Source organism: Aliifodinibius sp. S!AR15-10 (assembly GCF_031569985.1).
In the GTDB taxonomy this organism is placed as follows: Bacteria; Bacteroidota; Rhodothermia; order Balneolales; family Balneolaceae; genus JAMQKA01.
On record NZ_JAMQKA010000056.1, the window covers coordinates 17,791 to 37,914 of the forward strand.

Genomic DNA, 20,124 nt, shown 5'->3' on the forward strand with positions numbered 1-20,124 from the left:
TAAATAAAAATTTTTTTCCTAGAGTTTGCTGATTGCATCTTTAAAAATGCTAACGGCGTTGTTCATCAGTTTTTGAGGATCACTTTCTTGATACATGTGCATGCGATCCCTCAGGTGGAGCGAAACGATACCGTGAACTTGCCCCCAGATCATCAAGGAAAGTTCATTGATGTCATATCCGCTGAAATACCCGACTTCCTGACACTCACGTATAATGTTGGTCAGTACTCCATGACTGGTCTCCCCTTCCTTCCACGATTCCTTCTCCTTTATTGATCGCATCGGGTCATTCATGATAAACATTAGATCGTAGTAGGAGGGATAATCGAGGGCAAATTGGATGTAAACCTCACCGAGCTTTCGCAACTGCTCCATGGGATCCTTGATCTCACGCACGCTGCTCAGGTATTCGAAAAAGAGCTGGAAGCCACGAACACTCACTTCATAGAGCAACTCATCCTTGTCCTTGAAATAGCGGTAAATGGTACCGGGACTGTATTCAATCGCTTTGGCAATGGCACGCATGCTGGTTTTTTCGTACCCTTTCATTCGGAAGAGTTCGGCAGCTGTACTCAGAATCAGATTCCTGAGCTCCTGTTTTTCTCGTTCTTTGCGTTCCTGGATGCCCATATCTTTAAATGGCTATTTCGAATTGAACGAAGATAATTTATTGAACGGCGTTCATTTTGTCAAGACTTATTTCTATAATGAGAATCCCGTTAGTAGTTAGTTATATACCAAGGACCGTTGAACTGTTGATGATTAGGTCGAAAGTCAGAAGGTCTAAGGTCATTTTCTGTTGAGACGTTGAAGCGTTGAACTGTTGAGTTGTTGATAGTTTGGTCAAAGGTCTGATGGTCTTTAAAGTCAAAAAGTCTGAAGGTCTAAGGTCATTCTGATGTTGAGATGTTGAAGACCTAGCTTCGAATATCAAGCGATAATTTTCTCCTTTCCGGCCTAGCGATTCATGAACCGCCCGGGGCAAAAGAAGCGGTGGCGTTAAGAAAGAAAACTCCGGCAGAATAGTCTCGAGAAGTCGTTGAACGTTTTAAAGTAGTGCCGTTCGGAAAGGCAAAGTCCGGGAATATCTAGTTTTCATTTAGCCGCAGCGAAATGCAGCCCAGGTGAATGAATCTTTCGCCGGCGATTTTTTTGATTCGTTTTTCCATCGTTGGAAAAATGAATACCAGAACAGGAATTAGACTCCAAACCGATAATCAAACCTCCTATCCCATTCCAGCCATTCCTTTATCGTTAAAAAAGAACATACACATGAAGACATGGATCCTGTTTTCTTCTTGTCCTGTGAAACCTGAAGTCTAAGCAGAGAAAAAACAACTATGCTGGTCATCCCCCAAGCCCCCTTCGAACTTCATTTGTTGTCTTTTTTACGGTATAGCCATAAGGGGGACTCCTCCTGGCACAGACCGAAAGAAGTGTCCTTCTGTTTTATTATCTGAATGCCAATTTTTAAAATTGCGTCATACCTTCCGGCCTTGTAAAGTTGACCACCCGGAAGGGAGCCGAGGGGAGCGTAAAGAAAAAATCTGTCTTAAAATATTGAAATGTTGAGTAGTTGAGACGTTAAATTGTTGATTAAAAGGTCGACGGTCTGAAAGTCCAAGGTCATAAGATTAAAACTCTCCCCCGCCCTAATGTAAATTTCGCTGGAACAGAGAGCGCAGCCGAAGCGTGAAGAAACCATTTGTGTCTGAGAGCCGCGTTTTTCAGCGGAGCGAGTTTAAATGGTTTTAGCGGAGGTGGACTGAACACAGCGACAATTTACTTCAGGCGGTGATTTTTTTGAGTCGTTTTTTTTCACTAAAAAAAAGAATAGCACAGAAGGAATAAGCAGCAAGACACGTTAAAAGTTCTTTATCGGACAACAGTGATTTTCAAATCATGAATTTCAACGATCCCCGGACATATTGCTTATGGAATTTGCCAATACCATATTTAATTCTTTCAACTTCTGGAGCTGGTTTTTGCTGATGCTGGGCATGCAGTACAGTGCCGGTCCGGCCAACATTTTCTTGGCCACCGCTGTGGGAAAAATGGGCTTCCGGAATAGTATTCCACTGTTTGTCGGGCTCTGGTTCCCGGCCATTGTCTACACCCTACTCATCGGATACGGGTTTAATCAGGTAAATAAAGAATATGAGCTGTTCTTCGACCTGCTGACCCTGATCGGCACGCTGTACATTTTTTACCTGGGCTATCGATTTTTCGTTTCTTCAACCAAACAAGATGCTAACAATCGAGAACAGGAATTCAACTTCAAAGATGGTTTTATTCTCTCTACGTTTAATGGCAAACTGATTGCCGCGATACTGGTAATGTATCCCGTGGCCCTGAATGAGCAAAGTACCGGCTCCACCATTTTGCTGATCACATTCCTGTTTTTCCTCAATGGGTTGATTGCCAATATTCTGTGGGGACTGGGCGGTAAACTGTTTTCCAGAGTGATGGGCCCTGAAAATTTGAAACTCCAGAACTACATATACGGTTTGCTGCTGATCGGTGTGGCCGGCTGGATGCTGTATCTGCTAGTCATAAAATATATTAAAACAGCGTTTAAAATCCCTTTTGCCTGAACTTGATTCAGGATCTCGCAAAGTTCATACTCTTTTATAAGTCTTAGAATTGATCGATGCTTTTGAACACCACGAGAGACCGGATCGGCATACGGAATGACTATACTTTCTCAGTGGTAAGTGTAGTACTTGTATTTCTGATCGGCACAAAGTCGAATTTAAGTTTTTCTCCCACACCCTTCCTGTAAGGAGTTTCCCTACGCTCAAATACCAATCTGCTCCACATCTTGAGGCGTAAATATCAGACCTATAATCACCCATTTTACCCCTATCCTCCTGATAGTTAGTCATTATTCAAGAGACAATGGTGACAACCTACATATACACCATATTTGAAAGGAATTATTTATGAGAACCCGGCTATTCACAATCATAATCATTACAGTATCATTATCACAAGGGATCGTGGCTCAACCCTCCACCTACCGGGCCCAAGAGGTTATCAGGATCTCTTCAGGCGATACGCTTCACAACAATGTTATTCTTGCCGGGCAGTCGATTGAAGTGTTGGGCTATCTCGATAACGACCTCTACTCTGCTTCCCGGATGTTCTTGTTTAACGGGGATGTCACTGATGATGCCTTTGTGGCAGGCCAAATTGTTTCGGTTTTTGGCCATGTGGGAGGAATGCTGGTTAGTGCTGGAGAAACGGTAGTAATAGATGGTATCATAGAGGGAGACCTTTTCGCAGCAGGTCGTGATATCACGATCAGTGAGCAGGCTGAAATCCGCGGTAATGCGTTTGTTGCCGGGGGTACAGTAAAACTGAACGGCGGCATTATAGAGGGAACCCTACGGCTGGCCGGGGGAGAAATAGCGTTGGATGGCATCATCAACGGCTCCTCCAATATTTACAGTGATGATGTCACCTTTGGCGAAAATTATAGTGCAGCCTACGGAACGACCATCACAAGCACCGAAACGCTGCACCGTGAAAACCTGGGAGCAATCCCGGAGAATTTGACACTCAACACGGAGGAAACAGATGTGTGGAGCGTTGTACTTTTCCAGCTCTGGTTTTTCCTTTCCCTGGTTGTCACTGGATTGATTATTCTCAGAATTTTCCAGCAAACAGCAATCGACATATCCAAATTTGCGGCAGAATCTTTCTGGAAGAATACCGGTTGGGGATTCCTGGCCTTTATCGCAGTTCCCATCGCCATTTTATTGTTCGCTGTCCTGGTCATCACCATACCTCTTTCTGTGATTTTGGGCATGTTATACCTGTTGTCCCTGTTCATCGGCTACCTGGTGGTTGCTATATCCCTCGGTGTGCTCAGCATTATCTTTTTTACCGGGGAGGCTAAAACCTCCACCCATTACTGGGGACTGATATTGGGTATAATCTACATCGCAATCCTTACCAACCTGCCGTTTATTGGATGGATTTTAAATGTTCTACTGATCTTTTTCGGACTGGGTAGCCTGGTACATTACCTGTGGAAAATTAGCCGGACGAGTCGTTCATCCAACGTCTCGGGCCAAGAAACCGGGGAGCCCGCCATATGATTGACTGGCTCTTTAAGCACCTTCAACCGGGCATAAAGTATGTAATTCTCCACCCGTTTACGGTTCTGGTGATTTGTTTTTCATTGGCGATAGGCGGCTTTTTGATGGCCCGCAATCTTCGCATCGACAATGACCTTTCGAAACTTATTCCACAAGACTATCCAAGTGTGCAGGCGCTCAACAAGCTGCGCGAACAGGTCGGTGGAGAGCATGAAGCGGTCGTGGCCATCCACAGTCCCTCGTTCGAAATCAACAAAAGGTTTGCTGAAGCACTGATTCCACGTGCGCTGGCGCTGACAAACCCCGCAACTGGTGAACCCTATTTCACACGGGCTGAATTCAGAAGAAATATCGATTTCTTAAAACAAAATGCACTTTATTTTGCCACTGGGGAAGAACTGGATCAACTACAGGAATACCTGGAAAATCAAATTGAGGAGTCGCGCCGGAAGGCTAACCCCTTTTATTTTGAGCTGGAAGAAGAGGAGGCCGAAACGGACTCTCTTGGCGAAGAACTGAATCAGCGGTACAACGAGCTGGTTGGATCAGCATATACCATGTCGTCTGACTCTACAGTGCTGGCGATAAAACTGTTTCCCAGTGGTTCCCAGACTGACCTTGGGTTTATCCGCAACGCTTATGCCGACCTGGAAAACCTGATTGCCGACATGAATCCCGACTCCTACCATCCACAGATGGAGGTTGCGGCCGCCGGGCGACTGCTACGCACGCTGATTGAAATTGAGACGATAACCGCAGATGTTTTCGACTCGTTCGGGGCCGGGGTGCTGATGCTGCTCATTGCGGTCGTACTCTATTTTTACTACAAGGGTTACCGTGCCCGTTATGGACAGGAGTTCCGATTCCGATGGGCTGTTAAACAGCTCACTCACACCCCCGCACATGCTCTCATTATGGCACTGCCGCTGATATTTAGCCTTTGCTGGACCTTTGGCATCGCATGGATGGCGTATGGCACCTTAAATGTTATGACCTCCACGCTCGGCCTGTTGCTGTTTGGAATGGGGATCGACTTTGGTATCCATTTTTATGCCCGCTATTCCGAGGAGCGGGGAAACGGTCATTCTGTGGAGCAGTCTATTCTTACCACCTTTATGACGACGGGACAGGCAATCTTTGTGGTGGGACTCACGACAGCGGCCGCCTTCTTTATCCTTATGATTGCGGCCTTCAAGGGCTTCAGTGAATTCGGATTCATAGCGGGAATTGGGTTGCTATTTGCGATTCTTTCGTACCTGGTCTTTCTACCCGCATTAATTGTTTTGCTCGAAAAAAGTCCACTGCTCACGCTTGCCAGTATCACAGTGTCTGAAGCCACTTCGAACTCCGAATCCAACATTCGTCCCGACATTCGATTACGATGGCGAGTACTCTCTATCGGGATACTCGCTGTAGCGATCGGCGTAACCACCCTGTCTTTTATAAAACTGGATGAATTGTCGTTTGAGTATGATTTTGCCGAACTAGAACCAACCTATGAAGAGTTTAACCGTCGAAATGCACTGGTTTGGCGGACCTACAGTGACACCGGTACGCGAAACTCAGCATACATCATTGTAGACAGGCCTGAAGACGCACCAGTGGTTGCCAACCTGTTGCGGGAACGCGCCAAAGTCGACACGCTGACGCCCACCATTCGAAGTGTAGAAACGTTCCAGGATCGCTATCCCTTTTCTACTGAGAAAGCACAGGCCAAACTGGCCCGAATTGCAGAGATCAGGAAGCTCCTCAACGACCCATTCCTTGAAAGTTCTGAGAAGGCAGCTAATGATCTGGAGAGGCTCAAAACTGCTGCCGGTACCCACAGTCCCATTCCACTCAATGAGGTCCCCGAGTTCCTGAAATCGCCGTTTAGCTCCACCTCGGGCGCCATCGGAAACCTGGTTATCATTCATCCGTCGGTAGGATTAGCGGACGGCCGAAACTCCATGGCTTTCGCTGATGACGTAGGCGAAGTCACCATGCAAAATGGAAACACCTATTATGCCGGCTCCACATCCATCGTCGCTTCCGACATGCTGCGACTTATGATCGATGAGGCTCCGCTTATGGTGGCATTGACACTACTTTTTATCGTGCTCTTCAAGGTCATCATCCTGCGTGGTTTTAAATGGATGTTCCTTGCCCTCCTACCACTTGCGGCCAGTTTTATATGGCTCTTTGGCATTATGGAAACTGTAGGGTGGAAACTGAATTTTTATAACCTGGTGGTTCTGCCCACAATCCTCGGCATCGGCGATGACAGCGGCATACACATTGTGCACCGCTACCTTGAAGAAGGCAAAGGCTCTATTATGCGGGTTTTGCATTCAACGGGCGAACATATCACCGTCAGCACGTTTACGACGATGCTCGGTTTCGGCGGACTCCTTTTCTCTATTCACCCCGGGATGCGCTCAATAGGAGAAGTCGCTATTTTGGGAGTCGGCCTGGCCCTGTTTGCTGCACTTTTTGTATTGCCGTCACTTTTGAAGGGGCTTGAACAATTTGATGCGAAAAATCCAGCACAAAAAAATAAAGCGACATTACGAGTTCGGGAAAAAGTGGAAAGATGATGGGGCGGAAAGGACAATATGATAAAAAAAAGAGCCCGAAACATTATTAATGTATTCGGACTCTCCATTTGCTTTGAGCTACTTTAATGACGAAGCCATCGGTATTCTTATCGCCGGCATTATCCGGTTCAAGTTCTGAAGTATTATCTCAGCCCCTTCCGCCTGCTGGCAGAAAAAGCACCCTCCACCGGTGGCTTCGGGTTAACCACCTTTCGATGATTAACAAGTGCCGAAGCACAATTTTCGTTAGCCATATGATGACTAATCAAAAATTAATCAGCGGCATATTCCTGATTTATTCCTGACCACACCGTGGTATGATCCAGAATTGTGCTTGTTATTCTTATAGTCAAGTTGTCAAAGTCTCTAAGTACAGAGTACTCATTATGGAGCTACAAAATAGTAGGTCAATTTCTATACAGCCTGTAGGTGTTTTCCCGGGTTGTATGAAATCATTTTTTAAAAATGATCCATCTAAGCCTTTTTCCACCGAAATTATTGTTGTTTGGGGAACTATTGTGGGATTTTTCACTACACATACTCATAATCTACCCTGTTGGCAAAAGATTCTAGAGAAGGTTATATAATTTTAAAACTTTCAATTAATTTGTAACCCGGGTGATGTGTTACATAAGACAAGAATACTGTCAGGTTATCAAGTGTTGGAAAAAATAATTTTCAGATTGACTTTTTTGCCTTATGGTGGCTACTATTTGCAATACTGAAAAAAATTCAACTAGAGACAGGTAATTGAAACCTTAAGGGCTTTTTAATTATATCGGGATAAAAAAACATGGATAAGAAAGTAATGGCTTTGAAACTCGAAAGTCCCGCTTTTGGCGATGGAGAGATGATACCTGAAAAATACACGTGTGACGGCGAAAATATTTCACCTCCACTGGAATGGTCTCACATTCCTGTGGGCACAGAATCATTTGTCATAATATTCGAGGATCCGGACGCTCCGTCGAAAACATTTGTACACTGGATTTTATATAACATTCCCGGCGATCAACGCAAACTTGGGGAACTTATACCTGCTGTTGAAATTATGGCGAATGGTGCCGTACACGGGACCAATGATTACCAGAAGAGAGCCTACCGGGGTCCGTGCCCTCCCGACGGGATTCATCGCTATGTCGTAAAACTATACGCCTTGGATACCGAACTTGATTTTGGACCGGGTGCCACCAAAGAAGAACTGCTTAAAGCTATGAATGGGCATATTTTAGACCAGGTGGAACTGGTCGGAAAATACAGGCGGCAAAAATAGAATATGCCAAACCCTGAAATAACTGGAAAAGGCAAGCATAAGTGTTTTTACCTACTTTTTTAGGCTGATTTATTATTGATTAAAATTTGCTAACCTTTACCAACAATTTTAGGGCAAACAAGAGGTTATGTATAGGGAGAATTCAGCCAGTGACTTCGAAAAGGTGCAGAAAGAATTTATCAGCCTGCTTGAATGGTTACGATTCTCAGAAATAAGGGTCAACAGGAACGATAAATTCCCTTCCCCATCAGTAGTGGAAACTACGGGAAGCCAATCTATTATCCCGGCTATCACTGCAGAAAAAAATGGAACAAATTATCTCTTTGAGATCTTTACCGAAGATATTCACAAATTGCCGGAAAAATCCAACAAGCTTGTTAATTTCTGCTTATATGCCCATAACAGATCTCAGAATGAAGCGATAATGGTAATACCATTTGGAAAAAAAGAATCGATAACCAGGTGGTGCAATACTCAAAACATTCCAACGCCTCCGTTGTGGGAAATTACTATCACATACTGAGAGGGAGTTTATATTCCCGGTCCCTCAGTTTGTATCTACGTATGGTACCACTTGGAGTTTTCGGCAATCTTCGCATGAATTCAATCTTCAATCCGGCCGGGATCAGGTCCAGTTGTTCTCCTGCAAAACTTTTGATCTCCATTGCCAGATCTTCATCCGGTTGACAGCCTGCTTTCACTGCGATATAGGCGTATAATATAGCTTTTGGATCGGCCTCTTTTTCAGCCACAACCGCCGCTTCCAGAATGGCAGGATGAGTCATCAACACCTGCTCTATCTCAAATGAAGTAACTTCATCGGCTTCTAACAGAAGCGTCTGTTCCATTCTACCCCCAAACCAAAAATATCCCTGCTCATCCCTGTGGACCAGGTCGCCGGTTAAATACCAACCTCCTGCAAAACGCTGTTTATACTCCCCTTCCACATAGCCTGCAAACATGGAGGGCCACCCCGTTTTGAGGGCTAGCTGCCCCGTCTCCCCCGGCTCTTCAATAAAAGTGAGCTCTCCCGATTCGTCCGTTTTCACGATCGCCGCCTTAATACCCGGCAGAGGTTTCCCCATGGCTCCCGGCTTAATCCGCATTCCCGGATAATTGGCGATCATAATACCGCCGGTTTCGGCCTGTCCCCATGTGTCTAATATGGGGAGTTCGAGTGTTTCCTGGCTCCACCGCTGAATCTGCGGACGCACCGGCCCTCCCGTACTGTGGATAAGGCGCAGGGCATTCAAATTGTACTGTTTCCCTACATCGATATCCTCGTGCATCAACTTTTGCAAAATAACTGGAGTGGTGTACCAAACCGATACCATCTGCTCCTCCAGGATTTGATAGCACAGGTGAGGTTCTAGATCACCCTCAACTACTAAACTGGTGACTCCGTGCAGAAGTGGAGACAGCATTCCATAAAAGGTACAGGGGGCCCAGCCCGGGGCGGCGGTGCACCAAAAGATATCGTCAGCATGAAAATCCAACACAAATTTGCCCGTTATATAGTGAATGAGTGCTGACTTATGGGTATGTATAACTCCTTTTGGCGGGCCCGAACTGCCACTACTAAATTGCACCATTGCCGGATCGTCGGGATCTGTAGGAGGAAGATCAAACATTTTGTCCGCCTGACGCATCAGGAGTGGCATCGATTCTATCATTGGATCCCGGCGTTCCATTTCATCCACGAGTAAGACGTGTTGCAAATTCTCCAGCTGATCGAGAGCCGGCTCCACTTTTTCCCGGTATAAAGCTCCGGTTGTGACCAACACTTTGGGATTCGCCTGTTCCAGGCAGCTCCATATCGACTCACGGGTATCTCCCGCAGGGATCGGGCAAAAAAGGCTCCTGGTTTTCATTGCTCCCAACGCTGCAATAAACAGTCCCGGGATACGACCGGTCAAAGTAGCGACAACTTCCCCTTCTTCAACCCCAAGGCTCTGCAAAATATTGGCAAAACGCCCCGTCTCTTCCTTCAACTTTTGGTATGAAAATTCCTCAGTTGTCCCATCATCACCCAGCCATCGCATTGCAATCTTATTTCGCAACTTTCCTGCTGCGTGCCGGTCTACCGCCTCATAAGCGATATTTAGCCCTTCCCGGTTAGGCAAACCGGACAGTTCACTGATATATTTATTCCATCGGAATGCCTTGTATACCTCATCATATGCCACCATATTCGGAGGTACATATCGATTGGCCTGCTCAACTATATCTGTTCCAAACATTACTCTCTCAGTTTAAATTTAACTATAAGTTGCCCATCATATTTGGATAGCCACTCACAAACTTCCGGCTGCCTCATCTAACCCTAAATCGTCATTAATGTATTATATCATCGAAAATGATGATATAAACATAAAATCTAATATATCACACAGAGAGAGGGAATGCCATCTATTTATTGTGGAAGAATCCACTAAATTTCCCTTTTTATACTAAATTGATTGATTCGGAATAACCCTGCTAAATAACAATATTACTCTTGATACCCAGTTAATAGACTGGTATCTACAACTTATCTTAATAAAATAACAATAAGGGAAAGGGATATTTATATGGCTCATATAGAACTACAAAATCAACTCCCGGGTATTGTGGGATTGCTAACCCAGTTTAAGGAAACAGCCAAACCGTTGTCAGAGCTGGCCCAGGTTTTACTGCGCGGGGACTCCACTCTCTCAGAAGGAGAAAGAGAACTGATTGCCAGCCTGGTCTCCTCTCGTAATGAGTGTAAATTCTGCATGAATTCCCATGGTGCCACTGCAAGTCACCTGCTCGGCGACGATAAAGAACTGGTAAAGCAGGTTCAGGAAGATTTCCGATCGGCACCGATAAGTGACAAAATGAAGGCACTGCTGCATATTGCTGCACAGGTGCAGAAAGGTGGAACACACGTAACTGACCAGGATATTTCGGCAGCAAAGGAGAAGGGGGCAACCGACAAGGAAATTCATGATACGGTGCTCATCGCTGCCGCTTTCTGCATGTATAACAGGTACGTTGACGGGCTCGGCACGTTTGCGCCGGACGATGAAGAAGCCTATGAGGAGCACGGCAAAGTGCTGGCAACAGAAGGCTACCTGAGATACAGCTGATTTCACAATTTAAGAAGCATTGGCTATTCCCGGCATGCCGATCTCTTTAGGTAGCCGGGATTGTTATTGTTCCTGCTCTCCATCCTTTACTTCCCACAATGGCTTAGTCCGCCCTGAGTTACCGCATTTAGGTGCGGAACCAAATATCACTGAACCTGCTACAAACCTTTTCACCACCAAGGTGGAATTTCATTTGAAAAATTGTAAGCCACAGTACTACATCATTTTGGGTTATTCTACTATACATAATCACCCAATTTATTATTATTAATTAAGTGAACTAAATATAAGCAGGAGGGTCTCATGAAGCATGCCAATAAAGGACATTACCTCAGCCGTAAGGAGCTCAAGCATTTCAAAGATCTGTTGCTTCGGAAAAGAAAGGACGCTATGGAGACACTTGAGATCCTTGACAATAGTATCTCCAACCTGAATGAAGTTGATGATGCCGATTACTCCTCGATCACTCACCACATGGGCGATGTTGGATCGGATGTAGAGGAGGAAGAGCTCAATTACCAGCTAAAGGAGCGAACACAAAAATTTATTGCTGAAATTGATGAAGCCCTGAAACGCATGCAAAACGGAACCTATGGCATCTGTGCTGCCACCGGCAAGCCAATCTCAAGGGAGCGGCTGGAATCAGTACCTCATACCAGGTATAGTATTGAAGCCAAGAAACGGGGGCTTGCAGAAGATGATTGAAAAGCAGATGGTTGCTGCAGGATAAGCTTGGACAATCAAATTGTTCTTTAAAAACGGTAAGGCCAATGAATAACAAAGTGAGGTTAGTATGCCAGAACAAGAACAAAATAGAGATAACGTATTTCACGAACGCATAACCATTCTGCATGAGAAAGGATATCGCGGCTTTACCATTAGCAAAATCCGCAAAGTGTGGGATGGCATAGAGGTGACGACCCGGAACCACAAAGGACGAACGGTGACAGGCAGGGGTGAAACCAAAGAAGAAGCCTGTATAAAAGTAATTGAGGGTATTGATCAGGCATTGGAAGTTAAATAGCGAATAAGGCTACTACTTAATCGGCGCAATCGGAAGGATAAACACCCCATGTTCAAGGACAGGAAAGCGGCTGGCCTGCAGCTAGCCGGGGCACTTAAAAAGTATCAACACAAAAAACCGCTTATTCTGGGGATTCCCCGGGGTGGTGTAGAAGTGGCATATTACGTGGCAAATGAATTGAAGGCAAGCCTTTCGGTAGTTGTCTCACGCAAACTTGGCTACCCGGACCACTCTGAAGCCGCTTTTGGAGCGCTGGCAGAGGACGGCAGTCTCTACCTGAATCCTCGAATTCAAAAGTTGCTGACAAGAGACATGATCGAACGTGTGATGGAAAGGACCCAAAAAGAAATTGACCGCCGGGTTAAGTTGTACCGGAAAGGGCAGCCGCTGCCAAATATGGATAACCGTACAGTAATCTTGGTTGACGACGGCATTGCCACGGGATCTACGCTGTTCGCAGCTATTGAACTCTGCAAGAAACAAAAACCTAAAATAATTATCGTAGCAGCTCCCGTATCAAGCAGGCTCATGTTACGAACTCTTCAGAACCGGGTGCATGATGCAATAATCCTGCAAACACCGGGCGATTTTTACGCAGTGTCCCAGCAATATGAAAAATTCCCTAACCTGACGGATAAACAGGTCCTGCATTTCTTAAATTCGGACGTAGACCAAACAACATCAAAATCCAGCGGATAGCAACCACCTGTTATACAAAACTAACGCGTTTTCCGATTAGTCATCTTAACGGGCGACCATAACGATGGATACCAGACAATCTGCGGAATCCGCGTCATCTGCGGGCCCTGTCGTTCTCCCGCTGATTACACAGATCGCGCAGAGAACGTATCTTAGCTCTAAATTCAACCGGTAAATACGTCAAACTAGTCTTTATTCATTTTTCTTGTAGGTAAAAACCCTACACTGAAAATCAAAATATTACTACCTGAGAAAGCGTATTTATCTCTCCTGTTTTTAAGCTTTTCCCCAATAATCTGCCAACTCTTCGAAATTTAATGGTCCGGGTCAGCAAGCTTTTGAGTAAGCAGGAGTACCAAATGAACGCGGGAAATGAATATAACGCACAGCTTCCCGGAAAATAACTTCGGGGTTTCAGCTTATGTGGGATTAATGCTTAATGGGATAGCCCGCTGAAAATGAGATTATATAATTATGATGAAGATAAGCTACGGGAGCGACTGGCCAAACGCTCCGGGGGTAAATGCAGTGATACGCGTGGGCGCTCCTTCTGAGTTCGTAAAGAAAGCCGAAAAATGGCGCTAAGCAGATGCCGGTGCAATATCATGCGGCCTATACAAGAAGGAAATCCCCGGGGGCGGTTTGGCTCTTGTTCCCAGTACCACTCCTGCGAAAACGGGTAGTACCGGAGTTATTGTTACGTATATATGATATTGAAAGAGCGTACGCAGACTAAATGTCATTTGAAATACGTATATTTATAAAGGAGGGTCCGGGAAACAGTTGTGAGACTCTCATCCGGGAATGACGGTAAGTATAATCCTGAATTCACAACATATCCCAAATGTACAAAAGAACCGTTGACATAGAAGTCGGTGCAGTTCAACTTAAGGGAAACCTGGCACTTCCGGACCGGCTCAAAGGAATTGTACTTTTTTCACATGGCAGCGGCAGCAATCGGTTAAGTGCCCGGAACAGATCGATTGCCAATAATCTACGGCAACAGGGTTTTGGGACCCTTCTTTTTGATCTCTTGACACCTGCAGAAAACAAGCATTATAGCCGGTGGTTCGATATTGAACTACTTACCAGGCGGTTGATTTCAGTTACAAACTGGTTGCTGAAATCCAGGGTGAGCAACGTAAACATCGGTTATTTCGGCGCCAACACAGGGGCAGCATCAGCTCTTGCGGCAGCGGCGGAACTTGGATCTGAAATGGTAAGGGCGATTGTTTGCAGGGACGGACGACCGGATTTAGTCCAAAATACAATCCCGCATGTCAAGAGTCCCACCCTACTGCTGGTGGGCGGACATGACAAAGAAGTACTCGAGGCCAATGAAGCCGCTTTACATCAGTTGCAAGGCATTAAAAAACTGACAGTTATTGCAGGGGCATCTCACCTTTTTGAAGTGCCTGGACAACTGGGAGATGTCACCAATCGCACTGCGGAATGGTTCACCAGGTACCTCTATTACTATCCAAAAGAGATCGAGAAAGATTTTATGGGGTAGATATGAGAAGAAAGAAAAAAGGATTCCTGTTTAAACAAAATCGTGGACGGAGACTTGACAGAACGACGAAAGAGAACCGGGAACCGACACAGTGTCCCGATTGCGGGGTGTTATTTATAAACGGGCACTGGACATGGGAGGCTGCAAGACCGACAAATGGCCTGGAGGTGTGCCCGGCATGCAAAAGAATTGAAGAGAATGATCCCATCGGGTTTGTCACGCTAAGCGGTTCTTTTTTAAATGAACATCGCAGCGAGATCATACTGATGGTTCGCGACCTGGAAAGAAGTGAGAGTTCAGCGCATCCACTGGAACGAATCATAAAAATAAAAGAAACGAATCGGCATCTGTTTATAACAACAACAGGAGTCTATTTAGCACGCCGGTTGGGCGATTACCTAAAAACCGCCTTCCGGGGTACAGTGAATACCTCCTACGATGCACAAGAACGCATCAGGATATCCTGGAAAAGATAACCTATGTCAGTGAAATAAATCCATTATTGAGAGCCCACGTTAACTCCAGACCAATTGCATATGCAGGGATCCTTTAAGTCAATCTATTCACATGGTTTTCTCAGGGCAGCCGTTGCTGTGCCCCCAATTGTACTATCAGACCCCAAGGCGAATGTTCGTTCATCCATCCAGCTGGCCCAAGAAGCATCAGCAAAAGGAGCGGCTATATGCGTATTTCCTGAATTGGGACTGACTGGCTATACAAATGACGACCTGTTTCACCAGGCTACACTTTTGAACTCCGTCCGTGACAACCTGACGGTTTTCCTGCAAAACACTCGAAACCTGCATTCCATCTTTATCCTGGGAGCGCCCCTGAAAGTTGAAAATGCGCTGTACAACTGTGCAGTTGTTATTTATAGTGGAGATATTCTCGGTGTCGTACCAAAGTCTTACCTGCCAAACTACCGCGAATTTTATGAGAAACGCCAGTTCACTTCAGGCCTTTCGGCACCTGTGACTGAATTCGAATTGTGCCACCGGCAGGTTCCTTTTGGAAATAAGTTGCTTTTTGAAGACGCGAGCATGGATCAGTTCAAGCTGCATGTTGAAATTTGTGAAGACCTCTGGGTGCCGGCCCCGCCCAGCACCTTTGCTGCTATGGCCGGCGCTACTATCCTGGCGAACCTTTCCGCCAGCAACGTGACAATCGCCAAACCGGATTACCGGCGACTCCTGTGCACTTCTCAATCAGCCAAGACGATATCTGCTTACCTTTACTCAGCGGCAGGATCGGGTGAATCTACCACCGACATGGCTTGGGACGGGCACGGAATAATCTGCGAAAATGGAGACCTCCTTACTGAAACCAAGCGTTTTCAACAAGAGGAACAGCTTATCTTCTCAGATATAGACCTCGACCGGATATCGCAGGAACGAATGCGGATGACCAGTTTTAATGACAATGTCGAAGTATTCCAGGACCGAATTCGCTCCTTCCGAAAAATCTACTTCAATTTTGTGTTACCGGCCGAGGAGTATGAGCCGGTGCGGAGCTTTTTCCGGTTTCCATATGTGCCAGCTGCTCCTTCCAAGCGCAATGATCGCTGCGAAGAGACCTACAACATCCAGGTGCAGGGGCTTTACCAGCGGATGAAGAGTACCGGGATTGAAAAGGCGGTGATCGGCGTTTCCGGTGGACTTGATTCCACGCATGCCCTGCTGGTGGCCGTACAGGCTGCAGAACTACTTAAGCTGCCCCGGACCAACATCCTGGCCTATACCATGCCGGGCTTTGCCACCAGCCAGCATACCCTTGAAAATGCCCGTAACCTTATGACTGCACTGGGCGTGGAGAGCAACGAAATCGACATCAAACCCTCCAGCAGGCAGATGCTTTCCGATATCGGGCACCCGCATTCGGATGAAAACCCGGAATATGATGTTACTTTTGAAAATGTGCAAGCCGGCGACCGCACCTCACACCTCTTCCGCCTGGCCAACTTCCGGGATGCCCTGGTCATCGGTACCGGGGACCTGAGTGAACTGGCACTGGGGTGGACCACCTATGGTGTTGGAGATCATATGTCGCACTACAACGTAAATGTGTCGGTCCCCAAAACGCTGATCCAATACCTGGTCCGCTGGGTAGCCGATAATCAAACGTTTGGTGAAGAGGCAAGCGGCATCCTTTACCAGATCCTGGATACCGAAATATCCCCCGAACTAATTCCATCAGAAAAAAATGATGAATACCCGTCGCAGTCTACCGAAGAGGTTATCGGTCCATATGAATTGCAGGATTTCAATCTCTATTATCTCTCCCGGTTTGGCTACCTTCCCAGCAAAGTTGCTTTTATGGCCTACCATGCCTGGAAAAACCGGGATGCCGGAGACTGGCCTGATCCCTATGCCGAGGAGAAAAAAAATCAATACTCGCTATCCGAAATAAAGAAATGGCTTGAGGTGTTTCTACGCCGCTTTTTTGCGGAGTCACAATTCAAGCGTTCAGCACTGCCCAACGGCCCCAAGGTGGGTTCCGGCGGCTCACTCTCCCCGCGCTCCGACTGGAGAGCTCCCAGTGACTCAAACGCTAACATATGGCTGGATGAACTACAGCGAAAGGTGCCATAAATAAATGACATTAATAATGCTTTAATCGTTGTTTTTTCTTTACGCTTCACTCCGTTTCCTACCGGGCGGTCACCTTTACAAAGGCAAAATATAAATGATGTCGGAACTCAGATTACAATAGTAGCAGTGTAAGGGCACGATGCATCGTGCCCCAACAGAAAGCCTGTTCCACTATTCCCGGTAAAGTTGTGCTCATAGTTTATTCGTTTATTCGTCTCTTCATATCTATCCAGTCACCTGTCTTCTAGTGACCTTTTTGGTGGAAGTTCGCCAGTCCGACTCCCGGCGGATTTTCTCATCGAAAAACTGAACAATCCTTCCGAGGAAATGCGCTTCAGGATGGGGAGCCAGTGAATTGCATGATTCAAAAGCAAAAGAAATGGACACTTGGGCTAAATATGGTCTTGCAGTTAATTCGCAGTACTACTCTTATAAGTTATTGGCATTCAATCGGTTAAAACTCTCGTGAGGCAGCCACAAAGCATTAATCTCCTCTTATCTGTGGTGTTTTCTCCTCCTGTGCAAGGCGTGGATAAGACCGAAAGACCATAAACTCGTTGATATTATTTTGATCAATGGCCCCAACCAGTCGGTTGTTATCTACCACCGGGAAAAAACCCTTTTTCCTGGTCCGAATTTTAAGATAAGCCTCGCTCAAAGGATCCTCGGGATGTAAGGTCTCAAATTGTGAGGTCATTACATCATTGACCAGAGCTTCTCCCCTGCCACTTCGATACGCATTGATCAGGTCACTTTGGTAGAGCACACCGTGCACACGCCGGTCGTCCGCTACCACAAAGTCCTGCTCTGCACCCGATAGAACCAAGTCCACCACATCGGAAAGAGAGTTTTCAGGATTCAATACTGTTATCTCGGTCATCATCGCCTCCGACACCGTCCGGTTCTTAAGCAGAGCCATCTGCTGAACCAGGATATTCTCCCCCTGCGCTCCAAAAAACACGAACACCCCAATCAATGCCAGTATCGGGTTGAAGATCAGTCCGAATAAAAAGAAAAATAGGGCCACCAACTGCCCAAGCCTGGTGGCAATTTGGGTAGCCTGGGCCCGGCTCATCCTCATCGACAAGAGCGCGCGCAGTATTCGTCCTCCATCCATCGGGAAGGCGGGAATGACATTAAAAACCACCAGCATTACATTGGCCGAAAAAAGATAAAAAAGGAAATTTCCAGCGCCGATTGCACTCATTGCCTGCTCCAACTGGGCAGGATCCTGGTTCAGGAACTGGCCCACAGGCACAAACAGGTAGAGAAAAAGGGCAATCACTGCATTTACGGCCGGCCCCGCTATGGCAACCAGCAGCTCCTCCCGGGGATTTTCCGGCATCGACTCCAGGCTTGCCAACCCTCCAATTGGCAATAGCGTAATCTGCTTGGTCCCAATCCCGTAGTTTGCCGCCGTCAGCGCGTGTCCCAGTTCATGCAAAACCACACAGGCAAATAGTATCACTATAAACCCTACGCTCCATAGCATGGCCACCCAATCATTACCGCGACTTATCTCCAGGAACACCACCCAGCCGATCAGCAGCAGAAACGTCCAGTGAACTTGTATTCGAATGCCCTTGACTCGCCCCAGTACCAACGATCCTTTCACTTTTTTCATTACCGGCCTCACGGTTAGATTGCGATTCACTCCTAATACCTAAATGGTAGAAAAAGAATCCTCAGAATTATGTATTTAAACATACATATCTGTCGTAGGGATCCAGCCCACTTGTAATGTAAGGAATTCTCAACAGGTGGTGCCTTATTGAATATCACCCAGGGTATGGTGTTCAGGCTACGTACCTTGTTCGTACGTAGTAAGGGTACGACCTCCGTACGTAGTAATGTCCGTTGTTCGTACCTAGTAAGGTTCGTCACTCCGACAAGTAAGGTGCGCCATATGTACATAGTAAGGTTCGTTGCACCGACATATAATGTACATCTGGCGTACACATAATGTTCGTCGATCGTACGTAGTAAGAGAAACAGTTAAATGGCTAAAAACTCGTTTTATAGTTATCCTTACTCACAGCAAAAACCGGGCGCACTTGCGCGAGAATTAACTCCCTCGCTATAGAGGGAATTACAGGATAACTTTTTTTCAGCCCTGATAGTGTAAATTTCATCCAGTAAACACGTTAACGTAATATTATAATATTTTCCTGATGAGCTATGATTCACTGATTGCTTATATCAATGAATATGTTTCATTGACCGAAGATGAGATTGATACCCTCAAGTCGCTGACACGCATAAAAAACGTACGCAAGCGACAGTTCGTGGTTGAGCAGGGAGAGATCTGCCGATATGAGAATTTCGTCGCCCAGGGATGTCTTCGCTGCTATCACCTGGATGAAGAGGGCCATGAGCACGTCGTGCAGTTTGCCGTGGAAAACTGGTGGATTGCCGATCTGCAGAGTTTCTTGACGCAATCCCCGGCCAACTTCAGCGTAGATGCAATTGAGCCCTCAGTCTTGATACAATTTGAATACAGTGATCTCCAGGAACTCTATGAAAAGATCCCCAAGCTGGAACGGTTCTTCCGCCTCATTATTCAAAATGCCTATATTGCCGCCCAGCAACGAATTATTGGCTCGTACAGCAAAGATGCCGGCAAGCGATATATCGAATTCAGGAACCGGTATCCCGACATCGAAAAGAGAGTTCCCCAGTATATGGTTGCTTCCTATCTGGGAATAACGCCCGAATTCCTCAGCAAAATAAGGCGCAGAATAGCCGGTCAGGATACGTAATCATTAGTGTCCGGGGAGATTAATCTTTCAGGCAAAAAATGCCATCTAAGTTCATTACATTCCGTTTTTGGAAAGGAATTCAATATGAACCTCTTTATAAACAGGCTCATACAAAGATCAGTCATTCTGCATCCGGCCTTGGTAAAGTTGACCGCCCGGAAGGGAGCGGAGGAGAGCGTGAAGAAAAAATCTGCGATTTTTTTAGCGGAACGACGAGCCCTTCAGGTCACCTTTACCTCTGCCGGCGATTTTTTTGGTTCATTTTTTCATCGTTGAAAAAATGAACAGCGAGAATGAGAAGTAGGGCAACTCCAAAAGTTTTTTACCGGACAACAGTGATACGTAATATTGAACTAGTACTTAATTTCAAAAATTATAGTAATTATTAGCTGGGGACATCGTATATTCCCTCCAACCCTCAATTAAACGCTCATGAATGTTGCCCCAACGATAGAACTAACTCCCGACCAGCGTCAGCT

The 20,124-nt window shown here is 46.1% G+C and carries 16 protein-coding genes and 1 riboswitch; of the genes, 13 read left to right on the plus strand and 3 right to left on the minus strand.

Going from position 1 to position 20,124, the window contains the following annotated elements; genetic code table 11:
- Window positions 1-18: 18 nt before the first annotated feature.
- Window positions 19-630 carry a TetR/AcrR family transcriptional regulator gene (locus NC796_RS22970; RefSeq protein ID WP_310688159.1) on the minus strand — a complete coding sequence of 204 codons (612 nt, stop codon included), beginning with the start codon at window positions 628-630 and terminating at the stop codon, window positions 19-21.
- A gap of 1,304 nt (window positions 631-1,934) precedes the next feature.
- Here NC796_RS22970 and NC796_RS22975 point away from each other — a divergent pair.
- From NC796_RS22975 to NC796_RS22995, 5 genes are all read left to right on the plus strand, one after another.
- Complete coding sequence (locus NC796_RS22975; protein WP_310688160.1) at window positions 1,935-2,594, plus strand: LysE family transporter; 660 nt, start codon at window positions 1,935-1,937, stop codon at window positions 2,592-2,594.
- Window positions 2,595-2,942: 348 nt separating this feature from the next.
- Complete coding sequence (locus NC796_RS22980) at window positions 2,943-4,103, plus strand: hypothetical protein (RefSeq protein ID WP_310688161.1); 1,161 nt, start codon at window positions 2,943-2,945, stop codon at window positions 4,101-4,103.
- On the plus strand, window positions 4,100-6,679 hold the full coding sequence (locus tag NC796_RS22985) for an MMPL family transporter (RefSeq protein WP_310688162.1): 2,580 nt from the start codon (window positions 4,100-4,102) through the stop codon (window positions 6,677-6,679). The genes NC796_RS22980 and NC796_RS22985 overlap by 4 nt, the downstream gene beginning before the upstream one ends.
- An 87-nt stretch (window positions 6,680-6,766) precedes the next feature.
- Window positions 6,767-6,874, minus strand: a riboswitch (TPP riboswitch).
- A gap of 598 nt (window positions 6,875-7,472) precedes the next feature.
- Window positions 7,473-7,952, plus strand: coding sequence for a YbhB/YbcL family Raf kinase inhibitor-like protein (locus NC796_RS22990; protein ID WP_310688163.1), 480 nt, complete (start codon window positions 7,473-7,475; stop codon window positions 7,950-7,952).
- A 163-nt stretch (window positions 7,953-8,115) separates the two neighbouring features.
- Window positions 8,116-8,475 carry a hypothetical protein gene (locus tag NC796_RS22995; protein ID WP_310688164.1) on the plus strand — a complete coding sequence of 120 codons (360 nt, stop codon included), beginning with the start codon at window positions 8,116-8,118 and terminating at the stop codon, window positions 8,473-8,475.
- On the opposite strand, the gene NC796_RS23000 is transcribed toward NC796_RS22995, so the two are convergent.
- Window positions 8,465-10,192: an AMP-binding protein gene (locus tag NC796_RS23000; protein ID WP_310688165.1), complete on the minus strand. Its 1,728-nt coding sequence runs from the start codon at window positions 10,190-10,192 to the stop codon at window positions 8,465-8,467. The genes NC796_RS22995 and NC796_RS23000 overlap by 11 nt on opposite strands.
- Window positions 10,193-10,516: 324 nt before the next feature.
- On the opposite strand from NC796_RS23000, the gene NC796_RS23005 reads away from it, so the two are divergent.
- The 7 genes from NC796_RS23005 (at window position 10,517) to NC796_RS23035 (ending at window position 16,886) form a co-directional block, all read left to right on the plus strand.
- The gene (locus NC796_RS23005) at window positions 10,517-11,062 is read left to right on the plus strand and encodes a peroxidase-related enzyme (protein ID WP_310688174.1); all 546 of its coding nucleotides are present in this window, start codon (window positions 10,517-10,519) and stop codon (window positions 11,060-11,062) included.
- 303 nt (window positions 11,063-11,365) lie between these two features.
- The gene (locus NC796_RS23010; RefSeq protein ID WP_310688166.1) at window positions 11,366-11,767 is read left to right on the plus strand and encodes a TraR/DksA C4-type zinc finger protein; all 402 of its coding nucleotides are present in this window, start codon (window positions 11,366-11,368) and stop codon (window positions 11,765-11,767) included.
- A gap of 88 nt (window positions 11,768-11,855) precedes the next feature.
- Window positions 11,856-12,086, plus strand: a complete 231-nt coding sequence (locus NC796_RS23015; protein WP_310688167.1) for a hypothetical protein — start codon at window positions 11,856-11,858, stop codon at window positions 12,084-12,086.
- A 48-nt stretch (window positions 12,087-12,134) separates the two neighbouring features.
- Window positions 12,135-12,785 carry a phosphoribosyltransferase family protein gene (locus tag NC796_RS23020; RefSeq protein ID WP_310688168.1) on the plus strand — a complete coding sequence of 217 codons (651 nt, stop codon included), beginning with the start codon at window positions 12,135-12,137 and terminating at the stop codon, window positions 12,783-12,785.
- Between the two features lie 844 nt (window positions 12,786-13,629).
- Entirely contained in the window at window positions 13,630-14,298 is a 669-nt protein-coding gene (locus NC796_RS23025; protein ID WP_310688169.1) for a dienelactone hydrolase family protein, read from the plus strand.
- A 2-nt stretch (window positions 14,299-14,300) separates the two neighbouring features.
- Window positions 14,301-14,774: a BCAM0308 family protein gene (locus tag NC796_RS23030; protein ID WP_310688170.1), complete on the plus strand. Its 474-nt coding sequence runs from the start codon at window positions 14,301-14,303 to the stop codon at window positions 14,772-14,774.
- A 60-nt stretch (window positions 14,775-14,834) separates the two neighbouring features.
- Entirely contained in the window at window positions 14,835-16,886 is a 2,052-nt protein-coding gene (locus NC796_RS23035; protein ID WP_310688171.1) for an NAD(+) synthase, read from the plus strand.
- Window positions 16,887-17,370: 484 nt separating this feature from the next.
- Here the strand turns inward: NC796_RS23035 and NC796_RS23040 are convergent, their stop codons facing one another.
- Complete coding sequence (locus NC796_RS23040) at window positions 17,371-18,510, minus strand: site-2 protease family protein (RefSeq protein ID WP_310688172.1); 1,140 nt, start codon at window positions 18,508-18,510, stop codon at window positions 17,371-17,373.
- Between the two features lie 547 nt (window positions 18,511-19,057).
- Here NC796_RS23040 and NC796_RS23045 point away from each other — a divergent pair.
- Entirely contained in the window at window positions 19,058-19,645 is a 588-nt protein-coding gene (locus NC796_RS23045) for a Crp/Fnr family transcriptional regulator (protein WP_310688173.1), read from the plus strand.
- Window positions 19,646-20,124 lie beyond the last annotated feature (479 nt).